The sequence below is a fragment of the Streptomyces sp. MH60 genome (assembly GCF_002939385.1).
Taxonomy (GTDB): Bacteria; Actinomycetota; Actinomycetes; order Streptomycetales; family Streptomycetaceae; genus Streptomyces.
On sequence record NZ_MULI01000050.1, the window covers coordinates 1 to 19,350 of the forward strand.

21 protein-coding genes and 1 tRNA gene are annotated in these 19,350 nt (G+C 73.0%); 14 read left to right on the forward strand and 8 right to left on the reverse strand.

Annotated features, from left to right (window positions below):
• The coding region (locus BZZ08_RS25845) for a helix-hairpin-helix domain-containing protein (protein WP_104634650.1) at positions 1-1,840 on the forward strand (1,840 nt) is incomplete at its 5' end.
• 65 nt (positions 1,841-1,905) lie between these two features.
• Here the strand turns inward: BZZ08_RS25845 and BZZ08_RS25850 are convergent.
• Positions 1,906-2,703, reverse strand: coding sequence for a hypothetical protein (locus tag BZZ08_RS25850; RefSeq protein WP_241965566.1), 798 nt, complete (start codon positions 2,701-2,703; stop codon positions 1,906-1,908).
• 47 nt (positions 2,704-2,750) lie between these two features.
• On the opposite strand from BZZ08_RS25850, the gene BZZ08_RS25855 reads away from it, so the two are divergent.
• A complete protein-coding gene (locus tag BZZ08_RS25855; protein ID WP_003977152.1) occupies positions 2,751-2,939 on the forward strand; it encodes a DUF5703 family protein in 189 nt (62 codons plus the stop codon).
• 64 nt (positions 2,940-3,003) lie between these two features.
• Here BZZ08_RS25855 and chpC read toward each other — a convergent pair whose 3' ends face one another.
• The 3 genes from chpC to BZZ08_RS25870 all read right to left on the reverse strand — a co-directional run bounded on the left by chpC (position 3,004) and on the right by BZZ08_RS25870 (position 5,662).
• Positions 3,004-3,792, reverse strand: coding sequence for an LAXTG-anchored chaplin ChpC (gene chpC, locus BZZ08_RS25860; protein ID WP_104634651.1), 789 nt, complete (start codon positions 3,790-3,792; stop codon positions 3,004-3,006).
• A gap of 178 nt (positions 3,793-3,970) precedes the next feature.
• The gene (chpH, locus tag BZZ08_RS25865; RefSeq protein ID WP_003977150.1) at positions 3,971-4,204 is read right to left on the reverse strand and encodes a chaplin ChpH; all 234 of its coding nucleotides are present in this window, start codon (positions 4,202-4,204) and stop codon (positions 3,971-3,973) included.
• Between the two features lie 132 nt (positions 4,205-4,336).
• Positions 4,337-5,662 (reverse strand): M20/M25/M40 family metallo-hydrolase, encoded by a 1,326-nt coding sequence (locus BZZ08_RS25870; RefSeq protein WP_104634652.1) that lies wholly within the window; start codon positions 5,660-5,662, stop codon positions 4,337-4,339.
• 173 nt (positions 5,663-5,835) lie between these two features.
• On the opposite strand from BZZ08_RS25870, the gene BZZ08_RS25875 reads away from it, so the two are divergent.
• Positions 5,836-5,923 (forward strand) — tRNA-Leu (locus tag BZZ08_RS25875).
• A 67-nt stretch (positions 5,924-5,990) separates the two neighbouring features.
• Positions 5,991-6,365 (forward strand): YchJ family protein, encoded by a 375-nt coding sequence (locus tag BZZ08_RS25880; RefSeq protein ID WP_104634653.1) that lies wholly within the window; start codon positions 5,991-5,993, stop codon positions 6,363-6,365.
• A gap of 16 nt (positions 6,366-6,381) precedes the next feature.
• On the opposite strand, the gene BZZ08_RS25885 is transcribed toward BZZ08_RS25880, so the two are convergent.
• Positions 6,382-7,083, reverse strand: a complete 702-nt coding sequence (locus tag BZZ08_RS25885) for a FadR/GntR family transcriptional regulator (RefSeq protein WP_030187728.1) — start codon at positions 7,081-7,083, stop codon at positions 6,382-6,384.
• Between the two features lie 136 nt (positions 7,084-7,219).
• On the opposite strand from BZZ08_RS25885, the gene BZZ08_RS25890 reads away from it, so the two are divergent.
• The 4 genes from BZZ08_RS25890 (at position 7,220) to BZZ08_RS25905 (ending at position 11,115) form a co-directional block, all read left to right on the forward strand.
• Positions 7,220-7,747, forward strand: coding sequence for a gluconokinase (locus BZZ08_RS25890; RefSeq protein WP_104634654.1), 528 nt, complete (start codon positions 7,220-7,222; stop codon positions 7,745-7,747).
• Positions 7,748-7,846: 99 nt separating this feature from the next.
• Positions 7,847-9,244 (forward strand): GntP family permease, encoded by a 1,398-nt coding sequence (locus tag BZZ08_RS25895; protein ID WP_104634655.1) that lies wholly within the window; start codon positions 7,847-7,849, stop codon positions 9,242-9,244.
• Positions 9,245-9,283: 39 nt separating this feature from the next.
• Entirely contained in the window at positions 9,284-10,045 is a 762-nt protein-coding gene (locus BZZ08_RS25900) for an SDR family oxidoreductase (protein WP_104634656.1), read from the forward strand.
• Positions 10,042-11,115, forward strand: coding sequence for an L-idonate 5-dehydrogenase (locus BZZ08_RS25905; RefSeq protein ID WP_104634657.1), 1,074 nt, complete (start codon positions 10,042-10,044; stop codon positions 11,113-11,115). The genes BZZ08_RS25900 and BZZ08_RS25905 overlap by 4 nt, the downstream gene beginning before the upstream one ends.
• Before the next feature lie 63 nt (positions 11,116-11,178).
• On the opposite strand, the gene BZZ08_RS25910 is transcribed toward BZZ08_RS25905, so the two are convergent.
• Both BZZ08_RS25910 and BZZ08_RS25915 read right to left on the reverse strand, forming a co-directional pair.
• Complete coding sequence (locus BZZ08_RS25910) at positions 11,179-12,717, reverse strand: APC family permease (RefSeq protein ID WP_104634658.1); 1,539 nt, start codon at positions 12,715-12,717, stop codon at positions 11,179-11,181.
• 52 nt (positions 12,718-12,769) lie between these two features.
• On the reverse strand, positions 12,770-13,720 hold the full coding sequence (locus BZZ08_RS25915) for a hypothetical protein (protein WP_198601694.1): 951 nt from the start codon (positions 13,718-13,720) through the stop codon (positions 12,770-12,772).
• A 280-nt stretch (positions 13,721-14,000) separates the two neighbouring features.
• Here BZZ08_RS25915 and BZZ08_RS25920 point away from each other — a divergent pair, with 280 nt between their 5' ends.
• The 6 genes from BZZ08_RS25920 to BZZ08_RS25945 all read left to right on the forward strand — a co-directional run bounded on the left by BZZ08_RS25920 (position 14,001) and on the right by BZZ08_RS25945 (position 18,674).
• Positions 14,001-14,900, forward strand: a complete 900-nt coding sequence (locus BZZ08_RS25920) for a DMT family transporter (protein ID WP_104634691.1) — start codon at positions 14,001-14,003, stop codon at positions 14,898-14,900.
• A gap of 31 nt (positions 14,901-14,931) precedes the next feature.
• Positions 14,932-15,447 carry an NUDIX hydrolase gene (locus tag BZZ08_RS25925; RefSeq protein ID WP_198601695.1) on the forward strand — a complete coding sequence of 172 codons (516 nt, stop codon included), beginning with the start codon at positions 14,932-14,934 and terminating at the stop codon, positions 15,445-15,447.
• 134 nt (positions 15,448-15,581) lie between these two features.
• On the forward strand, positions 15,582-15,974 hold the full coding sequence (locus BZZ08_RS25930) for a YidH family protein (RefSeq protein WP_104634661.1): 393 nt from the start codon (positions 15,582-15,584) through the stop codon (positions 15,972-15,974).
• A 2-nt stretch (positions 15,975-15,976) separates the two neighbouring features.
• The gene (locus BZZ08_RS25935; protein ID WP_198601696.1) at positions 15,977-16,306 is read left to right on the forward strand and encodes a DUF202 domain-containing protein; all 330 of its coding nucleotides are present in this window, start codon (positions 15,977-15,979) and stop codon (positions 16,304-16,306) included.
• 120 nt (positions 16,307-16,426) lie between these two features.
• On the forward strand, positions 16,427-17,452 hold the full coding sequence (locus BZZ08_RS25940; RefSeq protein ID WP_104634662.1) for a phosphotransferase family protein: 1,026 nt from the start codon (positions 16,427-16,429) through the stop codon (positions 17,450-17,452).
• A 7-nt stretch (positions 17,453-17,459) separates the two neighbouring features.
• The gene (locus BZZ08_RS25945; protein ID WP_104634663.1) at positions 17,460-18,674 is read left to right on the forward strand and encodes an acyl-CoA dehydrogenase family protein; all 1,215 of its coding nucleotides are present in this window, start codon (positions 17,460-17,462) and stop codon (positions 18,672-18,674) included.
• Between the two features lie 51 nt (positions 18,675-18,725).
• Here BZZ08_RS25945 and BZZ08_RS25950 read toward each other — a convergent pair whose 3' ends face one another.
• Positions 18,726-19,319 (reverse strand): TetR/AcrR family transcriptional regulator, encoded by a 594-nt coding sequence (locus BZZ08_RS25950; RefSeq protein WP_104634664.1) that lies wholly within the window; start codon positions 19,317-19,319, stop codon positions 18,726-18,728.
• Between the last annotated feature and the right edge of the window lie 31 nt (positions 19,320-19,350).

A 19,350-nucleotide genomic window follows, 5' to 3' on the forward strand; every position in this document is an offset into this window, starting at 1 on the left:
GCCGGCGCCCGCCGAGCGGGCCACCGCACCCGCGGGGCCCGCGGGACCGGCACCGGAGACCGTGCAGTCGGTTGGGCGCGTGCTGTCGGAGGGCGGCGCCCCCGAAGCACTCGCGCCGCAGACCGCCGCGCTCCTCGGTGAGGGCGCTCAGGACGTGCTGCGCGCGGACCCCTGGCAGTTGCTCCGGGTCGGCGGGGTGCGGCCGGAGCAGGCCGACGGGTTCGCCCGCGCGCTGCTCGGCGCGGAGTGCGGCCCGGACGACGAGCGGCGCGGCCGTGCCGTCACCGTGTGGCTGCTGGAGCAGGCGGCCCTGGCCGGGCACACCGCGCTGGAGCTGCCACGGCTCACCGCCACGCTGGCCCAGCGGGGCGTGCCGGATCCCGACGCCGCGGTGCAGAGCACGCTCGCCGAGGGCGAGGCACTCGCCTTCCAGGACGCCCTGGACGAGCCGGGCGCCCGCCCGGAGCGCACGGCGAGCGGCGCGGAGGGCGCGGACGGAGCGGACGCGGAGGGCGAGGAGCGCCCCGTCCGGGTGCTGATCGGCCTGGAGCGGTACGCGCTCGCGGAGGAGAGCCTCGCCGACGGGCTGGCCCGGCTGGTGAACTCGGCGCCCAAGCAGGACGGCTCCGCGGCGGACTGGGAGCGGGCGGCCGCCTCCGCTCAGGGCTCGGCGGGCGAACTGATCCGTGCCGTCGCGGCACACGGGCTGGTCCTGCACACCGGTGGCGAGGCGTCCCTGGCCGAGCCCGCCGCCCTGCTGCACGCGGCGCACGCCCTGGGCCTGCGAGCCTGGGCCGCCGCGCCCGGCCCGCTCGGCCGCGACCGCTTCGCCGCCCTGCTGGGCGCTCCGTCGGCCGAGCCGCCCTCCTCGGGACCGGCCGCTCCCGCCGCGGTCACCGTGACGGGGCTGCTGACCGGCGTCGAGGGACCGGGGCGGGACGCCGAGGGGGCGCTGGACCTCGACCTGCTCGTCGTGCTCGACGCGCCGCAGCTCGACGTCGAGGCGGGCGCCCTGCTCGCGGAGTCGCTGCCGGACGGGGCCCGGCTGGTGCTGGCCGGAGACCCGGCGGTGCTCTGGTCCGTGGGTCCCGGGCGGGTCTTCGCGGACCTGCTGGCGGCGCGGGTCTGCCCCCAGATCGCCTCGCGGCGCCCGGACCCCGGTCCGCTCGGCGAGCTGGTCTCCGGCATCGGCGTCGGCGAGCTGAGCCAGGTGGAGGCGCCCGGCAAGGAGGTCGTGATCGTGCCGGTGCGGGACGCGGGCGAGGCCGTGCACCGCACCGTCCAGCTCGTGGCGGACTCGGTGCCGCGCGCGATCGGCGTCCCGGCCGAGGAGACCCAGGTGATCACGCCGGGCCACGGCGGTGCCGTGGGCACCCGGGCGCTCAACGCGGCGCTGAAGGAACGCCTCAACCCCGGCCCCGGCCGTTTCGGCGGCTTCGACCCCGGCGACCGGGTCGTCCACACCCCCGCGCCGGGCCGGGTACTGCCGGGCCGGGTGGTCACGGCCGACGCCGACGGTCTGCACCTGTCGTGCGCGGGCGAGACCGTGGTCGTGCCCAAGGACCGGGTGGAGGGGTCCGTACGGCACGGCTGGGCGCTGACCGCCCACCAGGCGCTGGGCGGCCGCTGGCCCGCGGTGGTCGTGGTGCTGCCCGGCGACGCCGTACCGGCCCTCAGCCGTCCCTGGATCTACACGGCGTTCGGCCGGGCGGCCCGGCACCTGTCCGTGGTGCACGGCGTGGAGCAGGCCCTCCCCCGCGCGGTGGCGGAGATCCCGGCCAAGCCCCGCACGACCCGCCTGCCGACCCTGCTGGCCCCCCAGATCCCGGTCACCGACTGACGGGAAGCACGCCGCGCTCCGCGTCACCCGCCCGGCCGCCTAGGGCCCCGATCCCGCTCGCCGAGTCACCCCCGGGCGGCCGGCACCGCCGCCCCCGCCCGCCTGCGGGTGCGCCGCGACCGCGGCCGCCGGTCGGGTCCGGGCAGCCCCTGGCGCCCGGCCCTGAAGTCTCCGGTGGACACGGCGGTGTCGAGGTCCTCGTCCAGCTCGGCCAGGTCGGCGTCGCCCTCCTCGTCGTCGTCACCGTCGTCGCCGTCGTCGAAGTCCTCGTCGAAGACCGCGCTGACGTCGAAGCGGCAGACCACCCGCTGCGGGTCGACCTGCTCGAACGGGGCCTCCAGCCACTCCCCGGGTTCGGCGCTCTCGTCCGCGGCCGTCACCCAGAGCGTGGAGTCGCCCTCCTCAAGACCGAACTCCTTGTGCCGGGAGGCGATCTCGTCCGGCTCGAACTCGCCGAACAGCAGGCCGAGCGCGCCGTGCACCGTGTCCGAGGTCTCCAGTCCCGGCCCCTCGCCGTCCGCCGCCTCGACCCGCCGGGCCTGGGCCATCAGCCGCTGCGGCTCGGCCACGGCGTAGTCGCGGCGGATCAGGACGCTCAGCGCGCTGGGTTCCTCGGGGCCCGTGTACGGCGGCAGCGTGTCCTCGCCGGGGATCTCGAAGGGCGTGACCTCGTCGTACCGGTCGTAGAGCAGTTCGTCGTACGCCTCCGCGGCCGCGGCCAGCTCGTTGAACGCGTCGTAGACGGCCGGGTCTTCCTCTCCCGACCGGCGTTCGACCGCGGCCAGGTGGCGGTCGAGCGCGGTCTTGACCGCCTCGGCGGCGGCGCGTACCTCGGCAGCGGTGGGCTGCGCAGCATCAGACATAGTGCAGACGCTATCCGTACCGGGCCCCAGCCCGCACAATAGATTCGATGCCGGAATACGAATTTGTCGATGTGTACCTACCGCGCGGGGTCACCCGCAAGGAGGCGGCACGTCAGCTGACGGACCATGCCGAGTACGGACACTGGGAGTTGTACCGCCTGACCCTGCTGCGCGACGGCAGCCGCAAGGTGCGGTTGCGGCGGCGGATCATCCGCCAGGTTCGCGCCACCTGGTGACGGAGGCGGACGCGGAGCGGGCCCCGCCGGTGCGGAGCCCGCTGCGTGCGCCGGTGCGCCCGTCTCACGCCGAGGCGCGCGCCTTGCGGTAGAGCACCGTGCCCGCGAGCAGCGCGCCGGCGCCCACCGGCAGGGCGAGGCCCAGCGGCAGGTCGCTGCCGGTCTCGGCGAGCGCCGCGTCGCCGGCGGGCTGGGCGACGGTCTGGGTGTCCGGCTGGTTGCCCTCCGTGGAGTCGCCCGGCGTTTCGCCCTCCGGACCGGACGGCTTGTCCGGAGTATTCGGCTTGCCGGGGTTGCCGGGGTTGTCCGGCTTCTCCGGAGGCGTCTCGTGGTCGCCGGGCGGCGTCGGGTGGCCTCCGCCCCCGTTGGCGCAGTCGTTGCCGGTGGCCGGGTTGAGGAGACCGACGACGTCGATGCTGTTGCCGCACACGTTCACCGGCACGTCGACCGGCACCTCGACGTGGTTGCCGGAACCGACGCCCGGCGAGTCCGCGGCGTGGCCGCCCGCGTGGGAGCCCCCGTGCGAGCCTCCGTGCGCCCCGTCGTGGCTCCCGGAGTCACCGGAGTCGCCGTATCCGCCCGAGTCGCCGTGCCCTCCGGAGGCACCGCCGCTCTTGTTGGCGCACGAGTTGCCCATCGCCGGGTTGAGGACGCCGACCACGTCCACCGTGTTGCCGCAGACGTTCACCGGCACGTGTACCGGGGCCTGCACCGTGTTGCCGGAGAGTACGCCGGGCGAACCCGAACTCGAGCCGTGCGCACCCGAGTCCGCGTGGGCGGCACCGCCCGCGGCGGCGATCACGCCGGTGGCCGCCGCCATCGTCATCAGGCCCTTGCGGGTGACCTGTCGCATTTCCTGAATCCCTGCCTTGTCCTGGTCCCGTGGTACCGAGAATGCCGAGAGTGCCGGAACTCCGGCGTCGCCGTCGTTACCCCGCCTCGAATGTCCCCCGAAAGGCCGTCGGCCCCGGAGCGCATGGCGTGCACTCCGGGGCCGGCGGAATCAGACCCTCACGGGGCGAGGCACAACGTCACTTGTTGATGCAGACGTTGCCGAAGGCGGGGTTCAGCAGACCGATCACGGAGATCGTGTTGCCGCAGACGTTCACCGGCACGTGCACGGGGACCTGAACGACGTTGCCGGAAAGGACGCCGGGCGAGTGCACGGCGGCACCCTGGGCACCGGAGTCGGCGACGGCCATGCCCGCGCCCGCGAGCACCAGACCACCGGTGGCTGCCGCGGCGGCGACGACCTTCTTGAGCATTGTTCCTCCTAGTTGGCAAACGCGATCTCAAATTTGCCGATCGCATCACCTGTAACGAGGAGGGAGTAATGAGGCTACGAGCTTATGAGCGGATTCACTCGTCCCGGTCGCCTCCCGTACGCACGGACGAATTCAGGACGCGTCGATGAAGCGGTCGAGCACCCGCACGCCGAACTGGAGTCCCTCCACCGGCACTCGCTCGTCCACGCCGTGGAACATGCCCGCGAAGTCCAGCTCCGGCGGCAGCTTGAGCGGCGCGAAACCGAAGCCGCGGATGCCGAGTTCGTCGAAGGACTTGGCGTCCGTACCGCCGGAGAGCATGTAGGGGACCGCCTTGGCCGCCGGGTCCTCGGCCACCAGGGCGGACTGCATGGCGTCGACCAGCGCGCCGTCGAACGTCGTCTCGACGGCCTTGTTGGCGTGCACGTCCTCGCGCCGCACGTGCGGTCCGAGGATCCGGTCGACGTCGGCGAGGAACTCCTCCTCGTAGCCGGGCAGGAAGCGCCCGTCCACGTGCGCGGTGGCCTCACCGGGAATGACGTTGACCTTGTAACCCGCGCCCAGCTGGGTCGGGTTGGCGGTGTTGCTCAGGGTGGCGCCGATGAGTTTGGCGATGCCGCCGAGCCTGGCGAGCGTGCCCTCCATGTCCTCCGGGTCCAGCTCGGTGCCGAGCGCGTCGCCCAGTTCGTCGAGGAAGGCGCGGGTCGTCTTGGTGACGCGGACGGGGAACTTGTGCCGGCCCAGACGCGCGACGGCCTCCGACAACTCGGTGATGGCGTTGTCGCGGTGGATCATCGACCCGTGCCCGGCGGTACCGGCCACGGTCAGCTTCATCCAGTGGATGCCCTTCTCGGCCGTCTGGATCAGGTACAGGCGGCGCTGCTCGCTCACGGTGAAGGAGAAGCCGCCCACCTCGCTGATCGCCTCGGTGACGCCCTCGAAGAGGTCGGGGTGGTGGTCGACGAGGTGACGGGCGCCGTAGGTGCCGCCGGCCTCCTCGTCGGCGAGGAACGCCAGCACGATGTCCCGCGGGGGCTTGCGCCCGCTGCGCAGCCGGTCGCGGACGACCGCGAGCGTCATCGCGTCCATGTCCTTCATGTCGACGGCGCCGCGCCCCCACACGCAGCCGTCGGCGATCTCCCCGGAGAAGGGGTGGTGGGTCCAGTCGTCCGCGTTGGCCGGGACGACGTCGGTGTGGCCGTGGATGAGGAGCGCGGGCCGGGACGGGTCCTCGCCCTCGATCCGGGCCACCGTGGAGGCGCGTCCGGGGTGTGACTCGAAGATCTTCGGTTCGAGTCCCACCTCGGCGAGCTTCTCGGCGACGTACTCGGCGGCCTTCCGCTCGCCCGGCCCCGAGTGGTCGCCGTAGTTGCTGGTGTCGATCCGGATCAGCTCGCGGCAGAGGTCGACGACCTCGTCCTCGCCGGTGACGCTCCTGGCCGTGCCCGAGTCGCTCACGTGGTTCCTCCCGCTGTCACTGCCGATGTCAGTGCCGATGTCACTGCTGGTGGGTCCCCCTCATCCTCCTCCCTGGGCCGTCCGGGCCCAAGGAGGGGGTGATCGGCCACCCCGGAAAGCCTGGTAATGTTTACGTCGTCGCCGCGGGGAACGACCCGCGCGACAGACACCTTGTCCGGGTGGCGGAATGGCAGACGCGCTAGCTTGAGGTGCTAGTGCCCTTTATCGGGCGTGGGGGTTCAAGTCCCCCCTCGGACACCAGCTAAAACCCCTGCTGAGCAGGGGTTTTCTGCTTTTGGTCTGCTGCTCTTCCTCTACAGTGGGCGCCATGACCACCCCTCTCTGCCCCTGCGGTCGGTCCGAGCCGTACGAGCGGTGCTGCGGGCGTTTCCACGCCGGGGCCGCCGCCGCCCCGACCGCCGAGATCCTGATGCGCTCGCGCTACAGCGCCTTCGTGCGCCTGGACGCGGGCTACCTCCTGCGCACCTGGCACCCCCGCACGCGGCCCGCGCGCCTCGACCTCGACCCGGGCACGCGGTGGACCGGGCTGGAGATCCTGGACACGGCCGACGGTTCCGCCTTCCACTCCACCGGGACCGTGACGTTCCGGGCGTCCTACCGGGGTGGCTCGCTGCACGAGCGGAGCCGCTTCGAGCGCGTGGAGGGGGCGTGGGTGTACGTGGACGGGGAGTTCCTCGACTGACGCCTCCCCCGGTGCCCTACGGCGCCAGGATGTCCAGCTCCTGGAGCGCGCCCTCCGTGATCTCCCGGGTCAGCCGCTCGGCGCGCTCCGCGTCACGGGCCCGGACCGCCTCGGCGACCTGGACGTGCAGGGTGACGGCGGCCGGGTCGGGGTCCTCGAACATCACGTCGTGGTGGGTGCGGCCGGCCAGGACCTCGGCGACGACGCCGCCGAGGCGGGCGAACATCTCGTTGCCGGAGGCGGTGAGGATGACGCGGTGGAAGGCCACGTCGTGGAAGAGGTACTCCTCCAGCCGGTGGCCGCGCGAGTTCGCGACCATGCCGAGCGCGCACTCGGTCAGCTCGGCGCACTGCTCCGCCGTGGCGTGCCGGGCGGCCAGGCCCGCGGCGACCGGTTCGACGGCCGACCTGAGCACGGTCAGGGAGCGCAGCTGCCGGGGGCGTTCGGAGCCGGCCAGGCGCCAGCGGATGACCTGCGGGTCGTAGACGTTCCACTCGCACTCAGGCAGGACCGTGACGCCGACGCGGCGGCGTGACTCGACGAGGTGCATGGACTCCAGCACCCGGACCGCCTCCCGCATCACGGAGCGCGACACCTCGAAGCGCTGAGCGAGTTCGTCCGTGCGCAGCACACTGCCCGCGGGGTATGCGCCCGCTGTGATCGCGGGGCCGAGGGTGTCCAGTACGCGGCCGTGCAGCCCCCGGCCCGGTGTGCTCATGCACTCAGCGTACGGGGCACGTCACCGGAACAAAAAGTCAGACTTATATGTCACAGACTCTTGAAGTTGTCGTACTAATAAGTTTCAGTTGCGTCGACATCAGGTGTCGACGAGGACAGCAGACAGCGAGAGTGCGATGCAGCAACTGCACACCCCCCACGTGGTCGTGGTCATGGGCGTCGCGGGCACCGGGAAGACCACCATCGGTCCCCTGCTCGCGGCCCGGCTCGGCGTTCCCTACGCCGAGGGCGACGACTTCCACCCACCGGCCAACATCGCCAAGATGACGGCCGGCACCCCGCTCACCGACGAGGACCGCTGGCCCTGGCTGGACGCCATCGGCGGCTGGGCGCACGGGCGTGCCGGGCTCGGTGGGGTGGTGAGCAGTTCGGCGCTGAAGCGGTCGTACCGCGACCGGCTGCGGGCCGCCGCTCCCGGTGTCGTCTTCGTGCACCTCACGGGCAGCCGTGAGCTGATCGAGGACCGGATGTCGCACCGGCAGGGCCACTTCATGCCGACGGCCCTGCTCGACTCCCAGTTCGCCACGCTCCAGCCGCTGCAGCCGGACGAGGCGGGAGTCGCGGTGGACGTGGCCGGCACCCCCGAGGAGATCACCGAACGGGCGGTCGACGCCCTGAAGGATCTCCCCGAGCCGGTCCGGTAACCCCCGCACCCCCACCCCCCACCTCCCCCGGGGTCGTGCCGCCTTCCGCGCGCACGGCCCCGCACTCCCCCGAATCCCCATCACCGCAAGGGAACCACCGTGACCAGACTCAGCGTCGAGATGCTGGCAGCGGACCCCGTCGAGCCGATCACCTCGGCGGGCCACGCCCAGCTGGGCATCGCCGTGCTCCTGGGCATCGCCGTCATCGTCCTGCTCATCACCAAGTTCAAGCTGCATGCCTTCCTGTCGCTGACCATCGGGTCGCTCGCGCTCGGCGCGTTCGCCGGTGCGCCGCTGGACAAGGTCATCACCAGCTTCACCGCCGGGCTCGGCTCCACCGTCGCGGGTGTCGGCGTCCTGATCGCCCTCGGCGCGATCCTCGGCAAGATGCTCGCCGACTCCGGCGGCGCCGACCAGATCGTGGACACCATCCTCGCCAAGGCCACGCCCCGTTCGATGCCGTGGACGATGGTGCTGATCGCCTCGGTCATCGGACTGCCGCTGTTCTTCGAGGTCGGCATCGTCCTGCTGATCCCGGTCGTCCTCATGGTCGCCAAGCGCGGCAACTACTCGCTGATGCGGATCGGCATCCCGGCCCTGGCCGGTCTGTCCGTGATGCACGGTCTGGTCCCGCCGCACCCCGGCCCGCTGGTCGCCATCGACGCGGTGGGCGCCAACCTCGGTGTGACCCTGGCGCTGGGCGTGCTGATCGCGATCCCGACGGTGATCATCGCCGGTCCGGTCTTCTCGAAGTACGCGGCCCGCTGGGTGGACGTCCAGGCCCCCGACCGCATGATCCCGCAGCGCGCCTCGGAGCAGCTGGACAAGCGCCCCGGTTTCGGCGCCACCCTGGCCACGATCCTGCTGCCGGTCGTGCTGATGCTGCTGAAGGCGCTCGTCGACATCATCGTCGACGACCCGGAGAACGGGGTGCAGCGCACCTTCGACGTCATCGGCAACCCGCTGATCGCGCTGCTGGTCTCCGTGATCGTCGGCATCTTCACGCTGCTGCGGCCCGCCGGGTTCGGCAAGGACCGTCTCTCCGGCCTCGTCGAGAAGGGGCTGGCGCCCATCGCCGGCATCCTCCTGATCGTCGGCGCGGGCGGCGGCTTCAAGCAGACGCTGATCGACTCCGGCGTGGGACAGATGGTCCTGGACATCTCCAAGGACTGGTCGATCCCGGCACTGCTGCTCGCCTGGCTGATCGCGGTGGTGATCCGGCTGGCGACCGGTTCGGCGACGGTGGCGACCGTCTCGGCGGCCGGTCTGGTCGCGCCGCTCGCGGCCGACATGTCGACCACGCACGCCGCCCTGCTGGTCCTGGCCATCGGCGCCGGCTCGCTGTTCTTCAGCCACGTCAACGACGCCGGCTTCTGGCTGGTGAAGGAGTACTTCGGGCTGAACGTCGGCCAGACCATCAAGACCTGGTCCGTGATGGAGACGATCATCTCGGTGGTCGCCGGCGCCCTGGTGCTGCTGTTGTCCCTGGTCATATAGCCGCACCACGCACCAGCCGGAAGGAACGGGAGTACGACGATGACGGCCCACCCCCTCTTCGACATCGGCGGGCGCACCGCCCTGGTGACCGGCTCCAGCCGGGGCATCGGGCTGGCGCTGGCCCGGGGCCTCGCGGAGGCCGGCTGCCGGGTGATCCTGAACGGACGCGACGGCGACCGCCTCGCCGAGGCCGCCGCCGGACTGCCCGGCGAGGTCCGCACCGCGGTGTTCGACGTGACCGACGGTCCGTCCGTGACCGCCGGGATCGCGGAGGTCGAGGAGCGGGTGGGCCCGCTCGACATCCTGGTCAACAACGCCGGGATGCAGCTGCGGGCGCCCCTGCTCCAGTTCGCGGACGCCGACTGGCACCGCATCCTGGACACCAACCTCACCAGCGCCTTCCTGGTGGGCCGGGAGGCGGCGCGCCGGATGACGGAACGCGGCCACGGCAAGATCGTGAACATCTGCTCGTTGCAGAGCGAGGTGGTCCGCCCGGGCATCGCGCCCTACGCGGCCACCAAGGGCGCGCTGAAGATGCTCACCAAGGGCATGTGCGCCGACTGGGGCCCGCACGGCGTCCAGGTCAACGGGCTCGGCCCCGGCTACATCGAGACCGAGCTGACCCGGCCGCTCGTCGAGGACGAGGAGTTCAGCGCCTGGGTGCGCGGCCGCACTCCGGCCGGCCGGTGGGGCCGTACGGAGGACCTGGTGGGCGGGCTGCTGTTCCTCGCCTCGCCCGCCGCGGACTTCGTCGGCGGCCAGATCCTGTACGTCGACGGCGGCATGACGAGCGTCCTGTGAGCGCCGCGGAGGGCGCCGGAGCGGCTGTCGCGCCGGGCTGTGTGATCCACGGCGCGGGCGACCTGCGGGTCGAGGACGTGCCCGTCCCCCGCCCGGGGCCGGGTGAGGCGCTGGTCGCCGTGCGCTACGGCGGCGTCTGCGGCTCGGACCTGCACTACTGGCGGCACGGCGGCGTCGGCGACTTCCGCCTGCGGGAGCCGATGCTGCTCGGGCACGAGGTGGTCGGCACGGTCGTGGCGTACGGCTCCCCGGACACACGCGGTCCGGCGGCCGGTACGTCCGTCGCCGTGCACCCGGCGACCCCGTGCGGGGTGTGCCCGGAGTGCGTGGACGGGCGGCGCAATGTCTGCCGGGACACCCGGTACCTGGGCAGCGCGGCCCGCTTCCCGCACGTCCAGGGCGGCTTCGCGGAGCGGATCGTCGTCCCCGCCGGGCAGTTGCGCGCCCTCCCGGCCGGTCTGGACCCGCGCCGGGGCGCGCTCGCCGAGCCGCTGTCCGTCGCCCTGCACGCCGTACGCCGGGCCGGGGACCTGGCGGGGCGTCACGTGCTGGTCACCGGGGCCGGGCCGATCGGCTGCCTGGTGGTCGCGGCGGCGAAGGCGGCGGGCGCGGCACACGTGACGGTGACGGACCTGCTGCCCGCGGCCCTGGAGTACGCGCGGGCCGCCGGCGCCGACACCCTCGTACGGGCGGACGACCCGGAGGACCCGGGGTGGCCGGTGGACGTGGACGCGGCGGTCGAGGCCTCCGGGGTGGCCGCGGGGCTCGACACCTGCCTGCGGCTGGTGCGGCGCGGCGGTGTGGTCGTCCAGCTCGGCATGCTGCCCCCGGGACAGAGCCCCTTCGCCGGGAACCTGCTGGTGAGCCGGGAGATCGAGCTGCGCGGGTCGTTCCGTTTCGACGGCGAGTTCGACGACGCGCTGCGCCTGCTCGCGGCCGAGCCCGCGTTCGACGCGCTGGTCAGCGCGGTGGTGCCGGTGCGGGACGCGGCGTCGGCGTTCGAGCTGGCCGCGGACCGCGGCCGGTCCTGCAAGGTGCTGCTGGACTTCGGCGCGGCCCCGGCCGCCTGAGGCGGAGGCGGAGCCCGGACGCGCCGGGCTCCGGTCCGCCCCTCCCCCGTTCCCGGCCCGGGGTCAGGAGGAGGCGGCCCTGTCCAGCTGGAACGCCTCGTTGCCCTGGCCGATGCGGGCGTGCCGCTCGGGGGCGCGGGAGCGCAGGATCAGCCCCTGCACCACTCCGGCGACCGCGGCGAGGCCGATGATGCCGGGCAGCACCCAGCTGAGGGCGGAGCCGGGTCCCGCGCCGACGAGGACGTCGAAGTCCTTGACCGTGTAGCCGGCGATCACCAGCAGGGCCAGGCCCGCGACGGTGGAGGTGGCCAGGCGTACGCCCTGGGCCCCGGCGGCCCCGCGCCGGACGAAGAAGGCCACGACGGAGAACGAGGCGGCGGCCATCAGCACGATCACGCCCAGGGCCCCGATGTTGCCGCCCCAGGTGAACAGGTGCAGCACGGGCCCGGTCGGGTCGCCCTGGGGCTTGTCGTCGGCGATCGCGAAGCCGATGACGACGACCGCGGACACGGCGGTCTGGAGCAGCGAGCCGGTGCCGGGCGCGCCGCTGGTGCCGCTGGTCCGTCCGAAGGCGGCGGGCAGCAGGCCCTCGCGGCCCATGGCGAAGGCGTAGCGGGCGACGACGTTGTGGAAGCTGAGCAGGGCGGCGAACATGCCGGTGACGAACAGGACGTGGAGCACGTCGGTGAAGGTGTCGCCGAGCCGTGACTCGGTCAGGAAGAACAGCAGTCCGGCGCTCTGTTCCTGCGCGGTGCCGACGATCCTGTCGGGGCCGGTGGCCACGGTCAGGGCCCAGCTGCTGAGCGCGAAGAAGACGGCGACCCCGCCGACCGCCAGGAACATGACACGCGGGACCAGCACGTGCGGCCGGCTGGTCTCCTCGGCGTACACCGGCGCCTGCTCGAAACCGAGGAAGGCGGCGATGCAGAAGCAGAGCGCGGTGCCGACCCCCGCGCCGGTCAGGGTGTCCGGGTCGAAGGCGTGCAGCGACAGCCCCTGGGCCCCGGGGTCGGCGACGGCGGCGATGTCGAACACCACCACGAGCACGACCTCGATGAGCAGCAGGACGCCCAGCACGCGCGCGTTGACGTCGATCTTCAGCCAGCCCAGCGTGCCGACCGCCAGGACCGCCAGCAGGGCCGGGATCCACCAGGCCACGTCGAGGTCGGCGTAGGTGGACAGCAGGCCGGAGACCTCGAAGCCGAAGATGCCGTAGATGCCGACCTGGAGGGCGTTGTAGGCGACCAGCGCGACCAGGGCGGCGCCCGCGCCGGCGGTGCAGCCGAGTCCGCGGGAGATGTAGGCGTAGAAGGCGCCCGCGTTGTGGACGTGCCGGCTCATCTCGGCGTACCCGATGCTGAACAGGATCAGCACCACGCCCAGCAGCACGAAGAGCAGCGGCTGTCCGACGATGCCCATGACCGCGAAGGTGGTGGGCATCACGCCCGCGACCACCATCAGCGGGGCGGTGGCGGCGAGGACGGACAGGAGCAGCCCACCCGTGCCCAGCCGGTCGGCGCGCAGCGCGCGCTCCTCGCCCTTGAAGGTGCTGATGGCGCCACCGCTCGCGGTTCTGCTCGTGCTCGAACTGCCCGTGGTCATCGCAGGACGTCCTTGTCTCGTGTGGGTGGTGTGCGTCGGGTCTTTCGGGCGGTCAGGCCGTACCGAGCGCGCCGGCCCGGGCGGCCCGGAAGGCGGGGAACGGCTCGCGGTCCGGGTACGACCACGGGGCCGGGGTGGCGTGCTCGCCGATGCGGTGGAACAGGGCGGCGGCCTCGGCGCCGCGGCCCTCGCAGGACTTGGCGTGGGCGAGGAAGTTGAGGTCGATCAGCCGGCGCGGATGGCCGTCCTGCTCCCACTCCAGCCACCAGTCGAAGGCCGCCTTCATCACCAGCCGGGCGCGCCGGCCGGCCCAGTGCCCCGAGGCGGCCGGGTCGGGGGACGCGTGCCCGGCGGCGGCCAGCACGCGGTAGCGCTCGGCGTGCGCGACGACCGGGAGGATGGCCAGCGGGGAGTCGGCGGGGGCCTGCTCGGCGGCCCAGTTGGCGAAGTCGTATACCTCGTGCAGCGGGTCGGGGCCGCCGTCGCCGCCGCGCTCGGCGAGCCGGGCCACCATCAGGTGGTGGGCGTGGTGGTGGTCGGCGTACCGTCCGCGCACCTCGTCGAAGGCCCGGATGACCTCCTCGTCCGGGCCCAGGGAGCGCTCCAGCACGAGGAGGCCGAGCCAGGGCGTGGGGTCGTCCGGCACCAGGGCGGCGGCGTCCCGGCACGCCTCACGGACCCGGGCGGGCTTCTCCTTGCCCCGCAGGGCCCGGTGGACCAGGGCGAGGGCGAGCAGCACCGAGGCGTCGGCGGAGTCGGGTTCGGCCAGCAGCCACTCGCGGGCCCAGGGGGCGCAGTGGGGCTCCTTGGCGAGCACCGCCACCCGGTGTCCCCGGCGGTCCCAGTCGTCACCCGTGTGGACCAGCAGGGAGCGCACGGACTGCCAGCGCCCCTGGGCCAACGCACCGCGTACGGCGATCAGTTCGGCGTCGTCGAGGGCCTCGTCGAAGGTCTGGGCCGCGCGTTTGCGGCCGCGGCCGAGGGGAGGCGGGGGTGGGGACACCGCGGGAAACTTCCTCACGCGACGCGGTAGGTCGTCGTAGCCGGATTTCCATGACCGGATTGCCATGAACTGATCACGCACAGCAAACCGGCAGCCAACGCTTGACGTCAAGGGGAATCAGTCCGTTACACGCGTCAACAGGTGTGACTCCAGGGGAAGTTGGTGCCGACCGCCACGCTTCCCCCACCCCGAATGCGTCACTCGCCCGGCGTCCGGTACCCACCCGCACTAGAGTCGTCCCCGACGCCCCGTGACCCGACCGACGATCGAGGTGCGCAGCGTGTCGGTTCTCGTTCTGGTTCTCGCCGTGTGCGCCGCGTGCTGTCTGGGTCTCGGTTTCGTCCTCCAGCAGAACGCGGCCGAGCGCGCCCCGCTGGGCGACTTCCTCTCGCCCCGCCTCCTGCTCGACCTCGTACGGGTGCCGCGCTGGCTGGCCGGCATGGGACTGATGGTGGCCGGCATGGTGCTGGGGGCGCTCGCGCTGGGCGGCGGCGAACTGACCCTCGTCGAACCCCTCCTGGCGACGAACCTCCTGTTCGCCCTCGCCCTCTCCCGCATCCAGACCCGGCAGCCGCTGGGCCGCCAGGGCTGGGCCGGTCTCGCGCTGCTCGCGGGCGGGGTGACCGCGTTCATCCTGGCGGGCGAGCCGCGCGGGGGCAGTGCGGTGACCGATCCGCTGCGGCACTGGCTGATCGTCGGGGTGATGCTGGGCCTCGCCCTCCTGCTCACGCTGTGCGCCGGGCGCCTGCGGCTGACCTGGGGGCCGACGCTGCTGGCCCTGGCCGCCGGCCTGCTGTACGGGGTGCAGGACGCGTTGACCCGGGTGAGCGGCCGGCGCTTCTCGGCGGGCGGCCTCGCGGACCTGCTGACGGGCTGGCAGCCGTACGCCGTGGTGGTGCTGGGCATCACCGGTCTGGTCCTGGTCCAGAGCGCCTTCGAGACGGCGCCCCTGCGCCGGTCGCTGCCCGCGCTGACGGCGGCCCAGCCGCTCGCGGGCATCGCCTGCGGGGTCGGTTTCCTCGGCGACCGGCTGCACACCGACGCCGTAGCGCTCGCGTGGCAGACGGGCGGCCTCGCGGCGGTCGTGGCGGGCATCGTCCTGCTGGGCCTGCACCCGGCGATGCCGCAGGGGACGGGCACGGGCGAGAGCGGGCGCGAACCGGCGCTGGAGCGGCGCTGAGGCCCGCGGCGTCCGCTGCTTGGATGGGCGGATGAGTTCTGCTGACGAGATCATCGACGTCGTCGACGAGAACGACCGCGTCGTCGGGCGGGCCCGGCGGGGCGACGCGTACGCCCGGGGGCTGCGGCACCGCTGCGTGTTCGTGTGGGCCCGCGACCCGCAGGGCCGGGTCTTCGTCCACCGCCGTACGGCTTCGAAGCTGGTGTTCCCTTCGCTGCACGACATGTTCGTCGGCGGTGTGGTGGGCGCGGGCGAGTCCTACGACGACGCGGCGCTGCGGGAGGCGGAGGAGGAACTGGGGGTGAGCGGGCTGCCGCGGCCGGAGTACCTGTTCACGTTCCTGTACGACGACGGCGCCGGGCGGACCTGGTGGTCGGCGGTGTACGAGGTGCGGGTGGCGGGGCCGGTGTCTCCCCAGGCGGAGGAGGTGGCGTGGTACGCGTTCCTCTCCGAGGGGGAGCTGGAGGGGCGGCTCGGGGAGGGTGAGTGGGAGTTCGTGCCGGACGGGGTGGCGGCGTACGAGCGGTTGCGGGCTTGGCGGGGGTGAGCGGTCCGGTGGTGCGGGGTGCCCGCCGCACCGCCCGCCGCGCCCACCCGTGCCGCCTGGGTGTACCTCCCAGGCCGTTCAGGCACCGGGGGAGGCGCGACTGTCCGCAGCCGGGCTCCGGATAGAGTCCCCGGGTGATCGAGTTCGTGCGGAACGTTCGGCTGTGGTTCGTGCCCGGGGAGGTGCGGCGGGAGGGGCGTACGCCCGACTACCGGTTCTCGCTGGCCAATGAGCGTACGTTCCTGGCCTGGCTGCGCACCGCCCTCGCGCTGATCGGCGGCGGGTTCGCCGTGGACCAGTTCCTGCCCGACCTGCGCTGGGGCTGGCGGGTGGGGCTCGCGCTCGCGCTGCTCGCCGCGGGTGTGCTGTGCTCGCTGCGGGCCGTGAACCACTGGGCGCGCTGCGAACGCGCCATGCGCCGGGGCGAGGACCTCCCCGTCTCCCGCTTCCCGGCGCTGCTCAGCCTGGTCGTCGCCGTGGTCGCCGTGGTGATGGTCGTCGTGGTCCTCGTCGGCTGGGAGGGCTGAGCGTGGGCGGCCCCGACCCGGCACCCGCGGACCGCGACCCCGGGCTCCAGCCCGAGCGCACCCGGCTCGCCTGGCGCCGCACCACGCTGTCCGGCACCGTCGTCGCCGTACTCGCCGCGAAGACCGCGCTGCACGGCGGTGCGACGGCCGTCCCGGTGCTCGCCGCCGCCCTGTGCTGCGCCCTCTGGCTGGCCTTCCTGCGGATCGCCCACGGCCGTATCGCCACGCTCGCCGCGGCGAACAGGCCGCACGCCCTCACTCCGGCGCACGCCGCCGCCGCGGCCCTGTGCACGCTGGCCCTCGCCGTCTGCGGGGCGTTCCTCGTGTTCTGAGGCGGGGAAGCCCCTCGGGACCGGCCGTAACGCCGATCACGTTCCGCCCGCCCACTGGACGGCATACCGACCGGTCGGCATCATGTGTCGGGTACTGTTCACCCGTCCCAGGGAGAGACGATGAGCCCCGACCACCCGCCCGGACTCGATCTCGACCGGTTGCGCGTCCTGCTCGACCGCGAGCGGCCGGGCCTGGTGACCGGCCCGCTGTCCGGCCGGCTGATCGAGGGCGGACGGTCGAACCTCACCTACGCCGTCTCGGACGGCGCCGACCGCTGGGTCGTACGACGCCCGCCGCTCGGCCACGTGCTGGCCACCGCGCACGACATGCGGCGCGAGCACCGTGTCATCGACGCGCTGCACCCGACCGACGTGCCCGTGCCGCGCCCGGTGCTGCTGTGCGAGGACGAGGAGGTGCTGGGGGCGCCCTTCTACGTGATGGAGTTCGTGGACGGCACCCCGTTCCGCACCGCCGAGCAGCTCGCCCCCCTCGGGCCCGAACGCACCCGCGCCGCCGTGCTGAACCTGGTCGACACCCTGGTCGGGCTGCACGCCGTGGACCCCGCCGAGGTGGGCCTCGCGGACTTCGGCCGCCCGGAGGGCTTCCTGGACCGCCAGCTGCGCCGCTGGGCCAAGCAGCTCGACGCCTCCCGCAACCGCGACCTGGCCGGCATCGACGAGCTGCACGCCACCCTCGGCCGGGAGCTGCCCCGCTCCCCCGCCCCCACGGTCGTGCACGGCGACTACCGCCTCGACAACGTCCTGATCGGCGGCGAGGACGACGAGATCCGGGCGATCCTCGACTGGGAGATGTCCACGCTCGGCGATCCGCTGACCGACCTGGGCCTGCTGGTGATGTACAGCAGCCCGCTCGGCATGCCCGACTCCCCCGTCTCCACCACCGCCCAGGCCCCCGGCCACCCCGCCCCCGCCGAGCTGATCGAGCGGTACGCCGCCCGCTCGGGACGCGACGTCTCCGCGGTCGCCTGGTACACGGCGTTCGCCTGGTTCAAGCTCGCCGTGATCCTGGAGGGCATCCACTACCGCTACACGCTGGGCCAGACGGTCGGCCGCGGCTTCGACCGCATCGGCGACCTCGTCCCCGTCTTCATCGAACACGGCCTGACCACCCTTCAGAAGGGCTGACTCCGCCATGGACTTCGCGTACGACGCACGCACCGAGGAACTCCGCGCCAGGCTGCTCGCCTTCATGGACGAGTACGTCCACCCGGCCGAACAGGTCGCCCACGAGCAGCGCGCCCGGCTCGCCTCCCCGTGGGACACCCCGCAGGTCGTGGAGGACCTCAAGGCCGAGGCCCGCCGCCAGGGCCTGTGGAACCTGTTCCTGCCCGACGCCGAGCACGGCGCCGGTCTCACCAACCTCCAGTACGCCCCGCTGGCCGAGATCACCGGCCGCAGCCCGCAGCTGGCGCCGACCGCGACGAACTGCGCGGCGCCGGACACCGGGAACATGGAGGTGCTGGCCCAGTTCGCCGACGAGGCACAGAAGAAGCAGTGGCTGGAGCCGCTGCTCGCCGGTGAGATCCGCTCGGCGTTCGCGATGACGGAGCCGGACGTGGCCTCCTCGGACGCCACGAACATCACCACGCACATCGAGCGCGACGGCGACGAGTACGTCGTCACGGGCCGCAAGTGGTACATCTCCGGGGCGATGAACCCGGACTGCCGGATCTTCATCGTGATGGGCAAGACGGACCCGGACGGCGAGGACATCCGCCGCCAGCAGTCGATGGTGCTGGTCCCGCGTGACACGCCCGGGGTGACCGTGAACCGGGCGATGCAGGTCTTCGGCTACGAGGACCACTACCACGGCGGCCACGCCGAGGTGACCTTCGACCACGCGCGCGTGCCGGTGTCCCACCTGATCGGCGAGGAGGGCGGCGGCTTCGCCATCGCCCAGGCCCGGCTCGGTCCCGGCCGGATCCACCACTGCATGCGGCTGATCGGCATGGCCGAGCGCGCCATCGAGCTGATGTGCCGCCGCGCGGTGTCCCGCGACGCCTTCGGCAAGGCGCTGGCCCAGCAGGGCGTGGTCCACAACTGGATCGCGGACGCCCGGGTCACCGTCGAGCAGCTGCGGCTGCTGGTGCTGAAGACCGCCTGGCTGATGGACACCGTAGGCAACCGGGGCGCGCACACCGAGATCCAGGCCATCAAGATCGCCACGCCCCGCGCGGTGGTCGGCATCATCGACCGGGCGATCCAGCTGCACGGCGCGGGCGGCGTGAGCCAGGACTTCCCGCTGGCCGAGCTGTACGCGGGGGCGCGGACGCTGATGATCGCCGACGGCCCGGACGAGGTCCACCAGCGCTCGCTGGCCCGCCGGGAGATCAAGAAGTACCTCTGAACGGACGAAGGCGCGCCCCCGGGGGCTCCGGGGGCGCGCCTCACGGTCGTGTCACGGGCGCAGGGCCCGCAGCAGCAGGTCGGCCAGGTGGTCGGCGACCTCCTGCGGGCTGAGCGGCCCGTTCGGCCGGTACCAGGTGGACAGGTGGTGGATGGACCCGAAGTGGTAGTCCACCACCAGGTCGGCCGGGGTCTCCTTGGTGAAGACGCCGGTCCGCTGGCCCTCCTCGATGAGGGCGCGGAAGCGCTCGTGGTAGCGCCGGCGCTCGGCGCGCACCTGTTTGTTCTTCTCCGGGCTGAGCTGGTGCATGGAGCGGAAGAAGATCGACGCGTCGTCGAGGTTGTCGATGGTCGTGACGACGACGTCGGCCGCCGCGTCCCGCACCCGCTTCTCGATGGGCGCGTCCGCGTCCGCGAAGGCGTCCAGGCGTTCCTGCTGGAGGCGCAGCACGCGCGCGTACACCTCGTGCAGCAGGTCGTCCTTGGAACCGAAGTAGTGGTAGAGCGCACCCTTGGTGACGCCTGCCGCCTCGACGATCTCCTGTACCGAGGTGCGGTCGTAGCCCTGCTCGGCGAAGAGCCGGGTGGCGGCGGCCAGGAGCCGCTGCGGCACCGGAGTGCCGTCCCCGTCCGTGGTCCTGGGCACTGCCGTCACCTGCCTTTCCGTTTTCACTGTC

Bases quoted from the DNA above. Each gene is read 5' to 3' on its own strand.
- BZZ08_RS25850 (WP_241965566.1), bottom strand. From the start codon at position 2,703: ATGTCTGATGCTGCGCAGCCCACCGCTGCCGAGGTACGCGCCGCCGCC.
- BZZ08_RS25855 (WP_003977152.1), top strand. From the start codon at position 2,751: ATGCCGGAATACGAATTTGTCGATGTGTACCTACCGCGCGGGGTCACC.
- chpC (WP_104634651.1), bottom strand. From the start codon at position 3,792: ATGCGACAGGTCACCCGCAAGGGCCTGATGACGATGGCGGCGGCCACC.
- chpH (WP_003977150.1), bottom strand. From the start codon at position 4,204: ATGCTCAAGAAGGTCGTCGCCGCCGCGGCAGCCACCGGTGGTCTGGTG.
- BZZ08_RS25880 (WP_104634653.1), top strand. From the start codon at position 5,991: ATGACCACCCCTCTCTGCCCCTGCGGTCGGTCCGAGCCGTACGAGCGG.
- BZZ08_RS25885 (WP_030187728.1), bottom strand. From the start codon at position 7,083: ATGAGCACACCGGGCCGGGGGCTGCACGGCCGCGTACTGGACACCCTC.
- BZZ08_RS25890 (WP_104634654.1), top strand. From the start codon at position 7,220: ATGCAGCAACTGCACACCCCCCACGTGGTCGTGGTCATGGGCGTCGCG.
- BZZ08_RS25900 (WP_104634656.1), top strand. From the start codon at position 9,284: ATGACGGCCCACCCCCTCTTCGACATCGGCGGGCGCACCGCCCTGGTG.
- BZZ08_RS25910 (WP_104634658.1), bottom strand. From the start codon at position 12,717: ATGACCACGGGCAGTTCGAGCACGAGCAGAACCGCGAGCGGTGGCGCC.
- BZZ08_RS25925 (WP_198601695.1), top strand. From the start codon at position 14,932: ATGAGTTCTGCTGACGAGATCATCGACGTCGTCGACGAGAACGACCGC.
- BZZ08_RS25940 (WP_104634662.1), top strand. From the start codon at position 16,427: ATGAGCCCCGACCACCCGCCCGGACTCGATCTCGACCGGTTGCGCGTC.
- BZZ08_RS25945 (WP_104634663.1), top strand. From the start codon at position 17,460: ATGGACTTCGCGTACGACGCACGCACCGAGGAACTCCGCGCCAGGCTG.